This window comes from Mycobacterium sp. MMS18-G62 (genome assembly GCF_053877835.1).
Map to the genome: position 1 here is coordinate 4,267,563 of NZ_CM132662.1, position 13,137 is coordinate 4,280,699.

Genomic DNA, 13,137 nt, shown 5'->3' on the forward strand with positions numbered 1-13,137 from the left:
TGGCCGAGGCGCGCGCCTGACCACCTGCACACAAAAGGGATCCCGGCTGGCGGGGTGCCAGCCGGGATCGCCGGGGGTATCTCAGGTCAGCGCATGAGGCGCGAACGCCTCCGGCCCATCATGCCGGTCCGTCGACCCATCAGCGCCGAGACCAAAGCCACGCCGATCGCCGCGACGATGACCTGCACCAGAAGTTCCAGCCAGTCGACGCCCGCGGTGGCGGTCGGGATGCCCAGTGCGCGAGCGATCGCGGTGCCGATGAAGGCCGAAATGATGCCGACGCCGATCGTGATCAACCACCCGATGGGCTGCCTACCCGGGACGAGCAGTCGGCCGATTACGCCGACGACGATGCCGATGAGAATTGCACTGATAGCGCCGGTGATGGTCATTTCTCCTCCAAGGGTGTATGGCTGGCTCTGACATACCCCTGCCCGCCCTGGAATAAACGCTCGCGTAAATCCGGGGTGGGCTCGGCGGTCGGAGGAGGGACCGGCCGGAATCAGACCATCTCGGGTACCCGCAGATGAGCCAGGGCCAACTCGTACTCGCCGACATCGACCACGTCAGCGCCCAGTTCTCTGGTCCGGGCGTTGCGCAATTCGGTCGCCTTGTCCCGGTTGCGATCCATGGCTTCGCGGCTGTCGAACGTCGCCGACGACACACCGCGACCGGACGAGCGGTTGATCAGCAGACTGGCGCTGCAGAACCCTTCGAGGTCCTCGAGGGACGGCAGGACGGAGTCCTTGTAAAACTCGACGGCTCGGTCGGTGTGGTCCGACGGCATCCGTATCCACGTCGCCCGTACGCACGCGCCTTCGTGCGATTGGTGGTCGCGGTGCAGGACGCCGATCTCCCACTCTTCGATTTTTTCGACGCTGCCGCCGAACCTCTCTGCCGCTTGGCTGCGAAGCTGGTCCGCCTTGTCCGCAGATGCGTGCATCGCGTCTTCCGTCTCGTAAGCGGCGGTGATGATGCAGCGACCGGACTCTCGGTCAACCAATAGCGAGATCCCGACGTAGCCGTCGACGTTCTCGAGTTCGCGCATCAGATCGTCGCGCATGTAGGCAATTCCGTCGTCGATCGACGAGGTTTGCGCCTGAATTGTGGTCGAGCGTGCGTGCACTCAACCCACCCCCTTGCATCGGGGCGGCGCCCCGGCGGCGCCACCGAGCATTTCTTAGCTTCCTCTTGCTGACCGGGGGTTTCAACGGATACTTGCGCACCGCAAATGGGGTCTTTCCCAGCGCAAATGAGTCGTCCGTACCCTGGAGTCGTGGACACCGACGTGCTCGACATCGACACGGCGCGCAGCCGGATCGTCGACCTGACCGACCCGGTGCGAAAGTTCTGCGCCGACCGCGGTGACGGACTGCTGAACGTGTTCGTTCCGCACGCCACGGCCGGGGTCGCGATCATCGAAACCGGAGCCGGATCCGACGACGACCTCGTCGACGTTCTCGAACGACTGCTGCCCCGCGACGACCGCTACCGGCACGCCCACGGCTCGCCGGGCCATGGCGCGGATCACGTGCTGCCCGCGCTGGTGGCGCCGTCGGTGACGGTGCCGGTGCAAGGGGGTCAACCGCTACTTGGCACATGGCAGAGCGTGGTCCTGGTCGATCTGAACAGGGACAATCCCCAACGCAAAGTACGGCTGAGCTTTATTGATGCTTGACCCGGCACTGGACGCCGCGCCGGTTCGTTGACTTTTTAGTGCGCCAACCGCGACCGGTACTGTAGTGCGGTCGAATAAACGCAGGTATTGAACAGACACAAGGACTAAAACGACGTGCAGACACACGAGATCAGGAAGCGTTTCCTCGATCATTTCGTGAAGGCGGGCCACACCGAGGTGCCCAGTGCCTCGGTGATCCTCGACGACCCCAATCTGCTGTTCGTCAACGCCGGCATGGTGCAGTTCGTGCCGTACTTCCTGGGTCAGCGCACGCCGCCCTACGCGACGGCGACGAGCATCCAGAAGTGCATCCGCACACCCGACATCGACGAGGTCGGCATCACCACCCGGCACAACACGTTCTTCCAGATGGCCGGGAACTTCTCCTTCGGCGACTACTTCAAACGCCGGGCGATCGAGCTGGCGTGGACGCTGCTGACCAATCCGGTCGCAGATGGTGGCTACGGGCTCGATCCCGAGAGGCTCTGGGCCACAGTCTATTTGGACGACGACGAAGCCGTCGGGCTATGGCAGGACGTCGCAGGGCTGCCTGCTGAGCGGATTCAGCGCCGTGGCATGGCCGACAACTACTGGTCGATGGGCATCCCGGGACCGTGCGGCCCGTCATCGGAGATCTACTACGACCGCGGCCCGGAATTCGGTGTCGACGGCGGTCCAGTTGCCAACGAGGACCGCTACATCGAGATCTGGAATCTCGTGTTCATGCAGAACGAGCGCGGGGAAGGCCCGGCCAAGGAGGGCTACGAGATCCTCGGCCCGCTGCCGCGCAAGAACATCGACACCGGCATGGGCATCGAGCGTGTGGCGTTCCTGCTGCAGGGTGTGCACAACGTCTACGAGACCGACTTGCTGCGCCCCGTCATCGACACCGTGGCCGCGCGGGCTCCACGTGGTTATGACAAAGGCAACCACGGGGACGACGTCCGCTACCGGATCATCGCCGACCACAGCCGCACCGCGGCGATCCTGATCGGCGACGGAGTGAGCCCCGGCAACGAGGGCCGAGGCTATGTGTTGCGTCGGTTACTGCGCCGGATCATCCGGGCGGCCAAACTGCTGGGCGTCGACGAGCCGATCATGGGTGACCTGATGGTGACGGTGCGCGACGCGATGGGCCCGTCGTATCCCGAACTCGTGGCTGACTTCGACCGGATTCAGCGCATCGCCGTCGCAGAGGAGACCGCATTCAACCGCACGCTCTCCTCGGGTTCGCGGCTGTTCGACGATGCTGCGCGCGCGACAAAGGCTTCGGGATCCGACAAGTTGTCGGGCCACGACGCATTCACACTGCACGACACCTATGGTTTCCCGATCGAGCTGACTCTCGAGATGGCCGCCGAAGCCGATTTGTCGGTGGACGAGGACGGCTTCCGTGCGCTGATGGCCGAGCAGCGTCAGCGCGCCAAGGCCGACGCCGCCGCTCGTAAACAGGCGCACGCGGACCTCTCGGAGTACCGGGAGCTCGTCGACGCCGGCCCGACGGAGTTCACCGGCTTCAACGAATTGACTTCCGAGGCAAAGATTCTCGGCATCTTCGTGGACGGCAAGCGGGTACCGGTGGTGGCCCACGCCGGGCGTGATGGCGCCCAGCAGCGCGTCGAGCTGATCCTCGACCGCACGCCGTTCTACGCCGAGTCCGGCGGGCAGATCGCCGACGAGGGAAGCATCACCGGCGCCGGGGCTTCGGCCTCGGCCAAGGCCGCGGTGAGCGATGTGCAGAAGATCGCCAAAACCCTTTGGGCACACCGCGTCAACGTCGAGTCCGGCGAATTCGTCGAGGGTGACACCGTCGTCGCGGCCGTTGACCCGCGCTGGCGCCACGGGGCTACACAGGGCCACTCCGGCACCCACATGGTGCATGCGGCGCTACGACAAGTGCTGGGGCCCAACGCCGTTCAGGCCGGCTCGCTGAACCGGCCGGGATATCTGCGATTCGACTTCAACTGGCAGGGTCCGCTGAGCGACGACCAGCGGACGCAGATCGAAGAGGTCACCAACGAAGCTGTGGAGGCCGATTTCGAGGTGCACAGCTTCACCACCGAGCTGGACAAGGCCAAGGCGATGGGCGCGATGGCGCTCTTCGGTGAGAACTATCCCGACGAGGTTCGGGTGGTCGAGATCGGCGGGCCGTTCTCATTGGAGCTGTGCGGCGGTACACACGTCGAGAGTTCCGCGCAGATTGGACCCGTCACGATCCTTGGCGAGTCGTCTGTCGGCTCGGGTGTACGCCGAGTCGAAGCCTATGTCGGCCTGGACTCATTCCGCCATTTGGCAAGGGAACGCGCGCTGATGGCGGGTCTGGCGTCGTCGTTGAAGGTGCCGTCCGAAGAGGTTCCGGCGCGGGTGGCCAATCTGGTCGAGCGGCTGCGCGCCGCCGAGAAGGAACTCGACCGCATGCGGCTGGCGAACGCGCGGGCAGCCGCCGCAAATGCTGCCGCCGGCTCCGAGCAGATCGGTAAGGTCCGTGTCGTGGCGCAGCGGATGGCCGGCGGGATGTCGGCGGCGGATCTGCGCACGCTCGTCGGCGACATCCGAGGCAAGCTGGGCAGCGACCCGGCCGTCGTCGCGTTGATCGCCGAAGGCGAGAACGACACCGTGCCGTTCGTGGTGGCGGTGAACCCGGCCGCGCAGGACCTCGGTCTGCGGGCCAACGAGTTGGTGAAGCAGTTGGGTGCGGCGGTCAATGGTCGCGGGGGCGGCAAGGCCGATCTGGCACAGGGTTCCGGTAAGGGGGCGGCGGGCATCGACGCGGCATTGGCCGCGTTGCGCGCAGAACTAGGCCGGAGTTAGCCCGTGGACCATACCGACGACCGTCTACCTGATCGGCCAGGAGGTTCACTTCAACCCCCTGACCCAGGACGGGGACGACGGCTCGGCATCGACGTGGGCTCGGTCCGCATCGGAGTGGCAAGCAGCGACCCCGACGGGATCCTGGCCACGCCGGTGGAGACCGTGCGACGCGACCGGACAGACAAACACATGCGCCGGCTGACGCAGCTGGTCAACGACATGGAGGCGGTTGAAGTGGTGGTGGGCCTCCCGCGCACCCTCGCTGACCGGTCGGGTGCCTCCGCCCGCGACGCGATTGAGCTTGCCGACCAGTTGGCCCGGCGCATCGCACCGACACCGGTGCGCTTGGCCGACGAACGACTAACGACTGTGGCCGCACAACGCTCCCTGCGGGAGGCCGGCGTGCGTGCCAAGGGACAGCGGTCAATGATCGATCAGGCCGCTGCAGTAGGAATCTTGCAGAACTGGCTGGACCAGCGGCGCGCGGCCATGGCCGGGCACGGAGAGGTCGGGGATGGCTGACAATTGGGGTCGAGACCGCGCAAATCCCGTGGCGGTGGGACCGCCACGGCGCCGGACGACGCGCGCAGACCGGATACGGCAGGCGCGTAATCAACGCAAGCGGCGCATCGGTCGCGGCTTCGTGCTGGCCATGTTGATCGTGGTCGTGGTGGGCGCGGTGTTCATGGGCTCGAAGCTGTGGCACTCGCTGTTCGGTTCGGGCAACGACTATTCCGGCGACGGCGTCAACGACGTCGTCATCCAGATCCACGACGGCGATTCCACCACCGCGATCGGCAAGACGCTGCAGGAGCACAAGGTGGTCGCGACGGTCTCGGCGTTCGTCGACGCAGCGGAGGGCAATACGGCGATCTCGGCCATCCAGCCCGGCTATTACAAGGTTCGTACCGAGATTCCGGCGTCGAATGCCGTTGAGCGACTTGCCGATCCGCAGAATCGCGTCGGCAAGCTGGTGATCCCTGAGGGACGCCAACTCGACGACATCCAGGACGTCAAGACCAACGCGGTCACCGAGGGCATCTTCAGCCTGATATCGCGTGCGACGTGCGTGAACCTCGACGGCGATCGCCACTGCGTGACGGTGGACGATCTGCGCAAGACGGCGGGTAGCACTGCGCCGTCCGAGCTTTCGGTTCCCGACTGGGCCATGAATGCAGTCGGTGCGCTCGGTAACGACCATCGGCGGCTGGAGGGGCTGATCGCTCCCGGTACGTGGAACATCGATCCATCCGCGTCGCCGCAGGACATCCTGTCGACTCTGATCGGCACCAGCGCAACGCAATACGCTCAGGGCGGCCTGCTGGATACGGCCAAAGCGATGAACATGTCGCCATACCAGATTCTGACGGTCGGGTCGCTGGTGCAGCGCGAATCCAAGCCCGATGACTTTTCCAAGGTCGCGCGGGTCATCTACAACCGGTTGGCCGAGAACAGAAATCTGGAATTCGACTCGACGGTGAACTATCCGCTGGACCGCATCGAGGTGGCCACAACCGACGCCGACCGTGCCCAGCACACGCCGTGGAACACCTATGTCCGGCCGGGCCTACCCGCCACCCCCATCTGCTCGCCGGGAGCGCCTGCGCTAGCGGCCGCCGAACAGCCCGCGGCGGGGGATTGGCTGTACTTCGTCACCATCGATTTGCAGGGCACGACGCTGTTCACGCGCGATTACCAGCAGCATCTCGCGAACATCGAACTGGCCAGACACAACGGTGTCCTCGACTCGGCACGATAGGCCCCGCAAGGCGGCGGTGCTGGGATCGCCGATCGCGCATTCCCGGTCCCCGCAGCTGCATCTGGCCGCATATCGGGCGCTCGGCCTTGACGGGTGGACCTACGAGCGGATCGAGTGCACAGCCGCCGAATTACCCGGGCTGGTAAGTGGTTTCGGGCCGGAGTGGGTGGGCGTGTCCGTGACGATGCCCGCTAAATTCGCGGCGTTGCGGTTCGCCGACGAACGCACAGTGCGTGCGGAATTGGTCGGATCGGCCAACACCCTGGTGCGCACACCTGCCGGCTGGCGAGCCGACAACACCGACATCGACGGTGTGACCGGTGCGCTCAGCGAGGTGTCGGGACGGGCCGCGGTGCTCGGCTCCGGGGGTACGGCGCCCGCAGCCGTCGTCGGGCTCGCAGAGCTTGGCGTGCACGATATTTCGATCGTCGCCCGCAACCCTGACAAAGCGGCACCGCTGCTGGATCTCGGCAATCGCGTCGGCGTTGACATCCGCTGGATAGAACTGGGCACGCCGATCGCCGACGTCGACGTGGTGGTGAGCACCTTGCCCTCCGACGTTGCGGCCCAGCACGTCACAACACTGGCGACCACGCCGTTGCTGCTCGACGCGATCTACGATCCGTGGCCGACCCCGCTCGCCGCGGCGGTCGAGGCCGCAGGTGGTCGGGTGATCAGCGGCCTGCAGATGCTGCTGAACCAGGCCTACGCCCAGGTGGAGCAATTCACGGGCCTGCCCGCGCCCAAGGAGGCGATGAGGGCCGCGGTCGGCCTCTAGTCGCGTGCCACTACACCGATTGGTGACCGTCGGTGCACGGAAACGAGGTTAATGTCCATACATGGGGGCGGGGGTGGCCGGCGTTTGCGTGCTGGCGTGGCTGGCGGCGCTGAGCTTCTACGACATCCGTGACCGACGGCTCCCCAACTGGCTGACGATGCCCGGCGCGGCGGTGATCCTCGCGACGGCCACGCTGCATGCGCGCGGCACGTCAGCGTTACTTGGCGCGTTGGCGCTGTTCGCGATCTACGTACTCGTGCACCTGATTTCGCCGACGGCGATGGGCGCAGGCGATGTCAAGCTCGCAATCGGGATCGGCGCGCTGACCGCATCATTCGGCAGCGACGTGTGGCTGCTGGCCGCGCTCGGTGCGCCTCTGCTGAGCGCGGGATGGGCCGTGGTCGCGGTGTTGCGCCGGTCGGCGCAGACCGTGCCCCACGGCCCGTCGATGTGCGTGGCCACCGCAACCGCCATCGCGCTCGCGGTGATGTGACCCCGACTCAGGACGGTGAGGAGGGCCAGGTCGACTGTTCGGACTCCCGGTGGGGTCGGTCCGCTTGTGCGCTCGCGTGACCGATGCTGGGAATCCCGATCGGTCCCGCGGCGGCCGAGCCGTCGGAGTCGTGATCCTGCGCGGTGCGAGGATCTGAGTACTCCAGGTCGGCGTAATCGCCTTGTTGAGAAGGTCGTTGGGCGCGCTGTACCCGCTGCGTCGCCTGCGCGTCGGCGTGAGCCTGGCCGTAGCCGGCGCGCTGGGACCGTTCTGGCGACGTCGCCTGCGTTTGCTGGTTGTAGTAATTCCGCACGGCCTGGTTGTAGTAGTCAACGTAGGCCTCGTAGCCGGCGGCGGCGGTGCCGGTAGCGGCCTTGGGGCCCAACAACAATGCGGCCAGAGCCGCGATGGCCTGCAGCGCGTTGAGCACCAGTATCAGGATCAGCGCCCATCCAGGGTCCCCGGCCGACCGCACGCTCGACAGTGCGTCCAACAATCCCATCGCCGCCAGCACGGCGATCACCAGCGAGGGGGGTGACTGATTGGCCAGCATCCCGAACCCTGCGCACAAGGCGGCCAGCGCGGCAAACCGAACAAACCATCCGGTAGCTCCGACGCCGTCGGCGACAGGGCCGAAGCTTGCCCCGTAGGTGGCCAGACCGAGGACCACCACGGCAATGAAAAGGCTTCGCGGTAACCGACTTTCGGCATCCACACGCCCGGATGTACTGGGCTGGTAGGCCGAGTGGTAGTCGCGGTTGCCTGGCGAATACACCACCATCACACGCTAGCGCACCGGCACCGATCAGTCGATGGTGTCGGCCGATGCCTTGAGGTAGCGCATCTCGTCGTCCGTAGCGACCATATTGACGATCGCTGACCCCGCCCTTGTGCTGACCTTTACGGTGGCGTCCTCGAGCGACAGCAACTCGAGAGCCACGTCGGCGTCGGCCGATACCGGCGAGTTCGGCGGGGCGACCGCCATGATGGTGACGCCGGCGCGCACCGATCGTTCCGCGACACCGTCGAACATCTCCACCGAGTAGTTGCGGTCCGCACCGGCCTGGATGGCGCCGCGGTTGAAGTCCGTGACCCACAACAGGTCTTGGTCGCCGACCTGCTCGACCATGTCCCGCCACAGGGCGGGCCGCCTGGTGTGCACCAGCACCCGCGCGCCGAGCGCCAGCGAGCGCAGCACTGCCTGCTGGGCGAGGTGCAGAGTGCCGCAGATCTCCACCCGGTGGAGATTCGCACCGAACAACGGCAGTGCGACGGCCCGGGCGGCCTCGTCGGCGCCGATCACCTGGCCGCATCCCGATGCGGGCACCGCGAGGTCATGCAGACCGGAGTCGCGACGGCCGAAGGCCCAGTGCGCCAGCGGTCGGGTCGGTTGCGGTATCGGCAGGCTGGACGCCAGCGCCGAAAATTGATGGCCGCGCAAGTGAACCAGGCCGGGCAGGTCGACGGGTACGGAGATGTCGCTGTCGAAGCGGGCGAGCCCGCGGACCTTGATCAGGTCATCGTCGTGGTCGCGCAAGGTCAGGCACACCGTCGTGGAGTAGCTGGGAATCGTCCACAGCACGCCAAGGCCCGCCGTGGTCAGCATGTCGGGCTCGACGGCGAAGCTGCACAGCCGGAATTGGCCGTCGCGGCATGTCTCCCATGTCTCCTCGACAGTGGCGAGGTTGGCTCCGTCGCTGAGTTGGTTCGTCGCGTGCGCGATGCCGCTGGCCGAAAGTATCCGCGGACGCAGTCCCGCTTCGGTCAGCCGGTTCGCGACGCGTCGGGTGGCCGTGGTGGCCGTGCGCAAGATGCCGTCGCGGCCACCGCCCCGTCTCCGGACGGCGTCGGCGCATCTCGACGGGTCGAAACGCACGGCGATCCACACATTGCGATGCGCGATGGCAGGCAGGGGCCCGAGTACGGCGTCGTATACGGCGGCGACCGCCGTATGGCCCAATGAGCGCGCGCCATGGCTGATGACGTCGATGGAGTCGAGGGTGATGTCGAACTGGCGCAGGCAGTCGACGAGCGCCTGCACCGGCACCGTTTCACCGGAGACCGTCATGCCGGGTTCCAGGACGGTCAGCGCCTGGGGGTTCTCGTCGATCCGGATGAGCGACAACAGCGACGCGCCGTCCCAGCGGAATCCGATCTGCGCGCCGTCGGCGATCGGCACGTCGAACGGCTCTGCGGCCTCGGGTGCACGACCTCGCCGGCGCCGGTCCCACAGGTAGCCACAGCGCATTCCGATGAACCGCGGCAACGACGTGCCACGCACTCGCGTCACGAGCAGCAAAGCCACCGCTAAACCGACAGCGCCGCCCTGCCAGCCAGGAACGCCTAGATACAGCGCGGCGATGACGCCTGTGGCAACCACGATCTCGAGCACGAGCAGGTCGGTCAGGGGCAAGAATCGGCTGGCGCCAATGCTTATGGTGGCGCGTAGCTGGCCGGCCTGTTGGCGTGCGCTCGAGACAGTGGTCATCTTGTTTGCTGCGAAGGGCAACGGGCACAGCGCGTTTCAGTGATCGTGCGATACCCTACGGCCATGCCAGCGCAAGTTACCACGCGGGCGCAGGTCAACGGCTACCGGTTTTTGATCCGGCGGCTGGAGCACGCACTCATCCGGGGCGACTCACGGATGATCCACGACCCGATGCGTGGCCAGATGCGGGCGTTGATCGTGGGTTTGGTGATCGCAGTCCTGATCACCGGCGCCTGTGGTGTGATGGCTTTCTTCAAACCCGCACCAAACCTGGGCGATGCGCAGATTCTGATGAGCAAGTCCAGCGGAGCGGCGTTCGTTCGGATCGGCGACCGTGTGCATCCGGTGCTGAACCTGGCGTCGGCCAGGCTGATCGTCGGGAAGAACGACAATCCCAAAGACGTCGACGACAAATTCCTCAACGCGCTTCCGCGCGGTCCCATGGTGGGCATCGTCGGCGCGCCGACCAGCATCCGCGGCGGGGACGACCTGTCGAGGTCGTCGTGGACGGTCTGCGACACCCTCCAGACACCCGACGTCACCGAAACGGTGGGCGCGGCCTCACTGCAGACCACGGTGCTGGCCAACGATCCGGTGCTCGACGGCAACATCCGCGCGGCCGAGTCCGCGCAGGCGATCCTGACCGAGGTCGGTGGCACCACATACCTCATCTACAACGGCGTCCGCGCACCCATCGAGCTGTCGGATCCCGTGGTAATCAACGGTCTTCACCTGCAGGGCGCACCGCTGCGGCCGGTGTCAGTCGGGTTCCTGAACGCGTTTCCCCTTGTCGAGGCCATCACGCCGGTGGCGATCGACGGTGTGGGTGAGCCGAGTTCGTTGGGGCCCGACTACCCGAGCGGATCGATCGTCAAGACCGTCGATTCGCGCGGGGAGCAGCTGTACGTCGTGCTGCGTGACGGATTGCAGCCCATTTCACCGGCGACGGCCGACGTCATCCGTTACGGCGAGCCGGACACCGCCCGCGCGACGGCGCGTGAAATCGCTCCAGCCGTCGTTGCGTCAGTGCCGATCCTGCATCGGCTGCCGGTCGATCACTATCCGACGGTGTCGCCACAGATCGTGTCGCCGAACCCCGATCGAGTGGTGTGCATGGGATGGCAGCGCTCCAACGGCGCGGCGCAGGCCACGGTGCGGCTGCTGACCGGGTCGCGGCTGCCCGTGCCCGCCGGTGCCGACGCGGTGCAACTGGCCACCGCCGACGGCAACGGCCCAGGCGTGGACTCGGTCTACATGACGCCGGGCGCGGGCGAGTACGTGCAGGCCACGGGCGTCGAACCGGAGAGCCGGTCGACGGGGCCGCTGTTCTACGTGTCCGACACCGGATTGCGTTACCACGTCAAGGATTTGCCGACTGCGACGGCACTCGGCCTGGTCGGCGCGAAATCACCCGACGGGAAATCCGACGCTCCACAGGTCGCGCCTTGGCCGGTGCTGTCGCTATTGCCACCGGGGCCCGAACTGTCGCAGGAGGCCGCGTTGGTGGCCCATGACGGGATGGCCCCAGATCCGAAGAGCGTCGCCGTGCCAGGGCAGCAGAGTTAGATCCGTAGTTCGCGGAAGAACGCGTAGAGCCGAACTATCCAGAAACACAACGGGAACAGCGACGCGACGGCGAGGTACTCCAGGATCTCGACCCGGCGCCGCATGACCGGTGAGAACTCAAGCCTGGGCGCGACGAGGCCACAGGCGACGACGAGCATCGTCAGCGCGATCATTGTCACGGCAGCGCGCAGCTGCCAGCCGTCCAGATTGAGCCCTGTCTTTGCGATGACTGCCACGGCGATGACCAGCCCGCTGCCGATCAGAGTGGCCGATTGAACCAAGTCGTGGTGGGACCGCCCGCGAAGACAAAGCACCGTTGCCACGGCTATTGCGAATGCCGTTCCCTGCCAGAAGAATCCATTGCTCACATCGACGGCGAGATAGCTACCGACGACCGCAGCAAGCGCGGCGGCAACGAGAATGCCGGTGAGATACTCGTTGGCCCGTCGCACCCGGCTGATCAAGCCCTCCTCGGTCGGGATGATCTGCTTGCCGACCGCGTTGACCCCTTCGACGGTGGTGCCTCCCTGCGTCTCGATGTCGTCGAGTGGTTCGCCGGCCGTCGGGACGCGTGGGATCGGCAACTTCGACAGCAGGATCGTCACGCGTGGCGCCAGGTAGACGACGATGACGGCAACCGTCGCCAGCGATGCACCCACCGTTCGTGGAGGCGGCTGCCACAACACCATGGCCGTCGCGCTCACGCCTCCGAACAGGCATGCGCTGATCACGCCCGTGTGAAATGCCCGGCCGGACCCCGAGATCAGCAGCACCAGCAGCGAACTCAGCGCCGTCAGGGCGAACGCCATCGGCAAGGATGTGGCACCGAATCCGTCGGGTACCACGTAAAGCGCACCGGCGAACAACAGCGGCGTGGCGACGGCGGCCACCCACGCTGAGCGCCGCGCCGCGTCGGGGCGATACCCCATTGCGCAGGCGATGACCATGCCGAGCACTCCGATTGCGAGTACCGCGGCAGGCACAACTGCATCACCGGCCCAGCGTGGCAGCGATACACCCAGCGTGACGGTGGCTGCCAGACCAACGCCGAAGCACGCCAAGGTCGTGGCATTGCGGGCCACCCAGGACACGGCCGTCGATTCGTCATGTGGTGCGGTGTCGTCGACGTCGTCGAACAACAGCGGGCTGATCGGCCGGTCGACCTCCTGGATCATCAGCAAGTCGCCGTCGAAGATGCCGGCCTCGCTCAGTGAGCGGATGGGGTCGATCGGTTCCTCGCCAAGCCTGGCCAGCGTCCACTTGTTTTCGGACTCGTCAAAAACGATATCTGCGAACGACTCTCGCGTAGCGCTCTGTTCGTTCGCTATATCGATGACGTCATGGATGTATTCCGAGATAGAGACGTTGGCGGGCAGACCGACATCTATGCTGAGGCCGCCGACAACCAGAGTCAATCGGCTCAGCTCATGTTCGGAGTCTGCATCGGAATCCAGACCCGACAAGGACGGCGGTACAGTCAAACTCAGTCGTTCTCCTGCGCAAAAGGATTGCTCGGCAATGACATTACCCAGGACAATACCCAGCGCAGCCGCAACGTTGGTCT

General features: G+C 66.0%; 12 protein-coding genes. 7 read left to right on the forward strand and 5 right to left on the reverse strand.

What is annotated here, in order from left to right; genetic code table 11:
• Positions 1-86: 86 nt before the first annotated feature.
• Both ACWW36_RS21330 and ACWW36_RS21335 read right to left on the reverse strand, forming a co-directional pair.
• Positions 87-392: a GlsB/YeaQ/YmgE family stress response membrane protein gene (locus tag ACWW36_RS21330; RefSeq protein WP_456137962.1), complete on the reverse strand. Its 306-nt coding sequence runs from the start codon at positions 390-392 to the stop codon at positions 87-89.
• Positions 393-502: 110 nt separating this feature from the next.
• The gene (locus ACWW36_RS21335) at positions 503-1,126 is read right to left on the reverse strand and encodes a hypothetical protein (RefSeq protein ID WP_456137963.1); all 624 of its coding nucleotides are present in this window, start codon (positions 1,124-1,126) and stop codon (positions 503-505) included.
• A 162-nt stretch (positions 1,127-1,288) separates the two neighbouring features.
• On the opposite strand from ACWW36_RS21335, the gene ACWW36_RS21340 reads away from it, so the two are divergent.
• The 6 genes from ACWW36_RS21340 to ACWW36_RS21365 all read left to right on the forward strand — a co-directional run bounded on the left by ACWW36_RS21340 (position 1,289) and on the right by ACWW36_RS21365 (position 7,519).
• Positions 1,289-1,678: a secondary thiamine-phosphate synthase enzyme YjbQ gene (locus tag ACWW36_RS21340; RefSeq protein WP_456142574.1), complete on the forward strand. Its 390-nt coding sequence runs from the start codon at positions 1,289-1,291 to the stop codon at positions 1,676-1,678.
• A 114-nt stretch (positions 1,679-1,792) separates the two neighbouring features.
• A complete protein-coding gene (gene alaS / locus ACWW36_RS21345; RefSeq protein ID WP_456137964.1) occupies positions 1,793-4,489 on the forward strand; it encodes an alanine--tRNA ligase in 2,697 nt (898 codons plus the stop codon).
• Between the two features lie 3 nt (positions 4,490-4,492).
• Positions 4,493-5,011 carry a Holliday junction resolvase RuvX gene (ruvX, locus tag ACWW36_RS21350; protein ID WP_456137965.1) on the forward strand — a complete coding sequence of 173 codons (519 nt, stop codon included), beginning with the start codon at positions 4,493-4,495 and terminating at the stop codon, positions 5,009-5,011.
• Positions 5,004-6,248 carry an endolytic transglycosylase MltG gene (gene mltG, locus ACWW36_RS21355; RefSeq protein WP_456137966.1) on the forward strand — a complete coding sequence of 415 codons (1,245 nt, stop codon included), beginning with the start codon at positions 5,004-5,006 and terminating at the stop codon, positions 6,246-6,248. The genes ruvX and mltG overlap by 8 nt, the downstream gene beginning before the upstream one ends.
• Entirely contained in the window at positions 6,226-7,026 is an 801-nt protein-coding gene (locus ACWW36_RS21360) for a shikimate dehydrogenase (protein ID WP_456137967.1), read from the forward strand. The genes mltG and ACWW36_RS21360 overlap by 23 nt, the downstream gene beginning before the upstream one ends.
• Before the next feature lie 61 nt (positions 7,027-7,087).
• Entirely contained in the window at positions 7,088-7,519 is a 432-nt protein-coding gene (locus ACWW36_RS21365; protein WP_456137968.1) for a prepilin peptidase, read from the forward strand.
• A gap of 7 nt (positions 7,520-7,526) precedes the next feature.
• On the opposite strand, the gene ACWW36_RS21370 is transcribed toward ACWW36_RS21365, so the two are convergent.
• Positions 7,527-8,297, reverse strand: coding sequence for a DUF5336 domain-containing protein (locus ACWW36_RS21370; RefSeq protein ID WP_456137969.1), 771 nt, complete (start codon positions 8,295-8,297; stop codon positions 7,527-7,529).
• 27 nt (positions 8,298-8,324) lie between these two features.
• Entirely contained in the window at positions 8,325-10,007 is a 1,683-nt protein-coding gene (gene eccE / locus ACWW36_RS21375; protein ID WP_456137970.1) for a type VII secretion protein EccE, read from the reverse strand.
• Positions 10,008-10,070: 63 nt separating this feature from the next.
• Here eccE and eccB point away from each other — a divergent pair, with 63 nt between their 5' ends.
• Complete coding sequence (gene eccB, locus ACWW36_RS21380; protein WP_456137971.1) at positions 10,071-11,573, forward strand: type VII secretion protein EccB; 1,503 nt, start codon at positions 10,071-10,073, stop codon at positions 11,571-11,573.
• On the opposite strand, the gene eccD is transcribed toward eccB, so the two are convergent.
• Entirely contained in the window at positions 11,570-13,054 is a 1,485-nt protein-coding gene (eccD, locus tag ACWW36_RS21385; protein ID WP_456137972.1) for a type VII secretion integral membrane protein EccD, read from the reverse strand. The genes eccB and eccD overlap by 4 nt on opposite strands.
• Between the last annotated feature and the right edge of the window lie 83 nt (positions 13,055-13,137).

Excerpts from the sequence above, each read along its gene's own strand:
- ACWW36_RS21330 (WP_456137962.1), bottom strand. The coding sequence starts at position 392 with ATGACCATCACCGGCGCTATCAGTGCAATTCTCATCGGCATCGTCGTC.
- mltG (WP_456137966.1), top strand. The coding sequence starts at position 5,004 with ATGGCTGACAATTGGGGTCGAGACCGCGCAAATCCCGTGGCGGTGGGA.
- ACWW36_RS21365 (WP_456137968.1), top strand. The coding sequence starts at position 7,088 with ATGGGGGCGGGGGTGGCCGGCGTTTGCGTGCTGGCGTGGCTGGCGGCG.
- eccE (WP_456137970.1), bottom strand. The coding sequence starts at position 10,007 with ATGACCACTGTCTCGAGCGCACGCCAACAGGCCGGCCAGCTACGCGCC.
- eccB (WP_456137971.1), top strand. The coding sequence starts at position 10,071 with ATGCCAGCGCAAGTTACCACGCGGGCGCAGGTCAACGGCTACCGGTTT.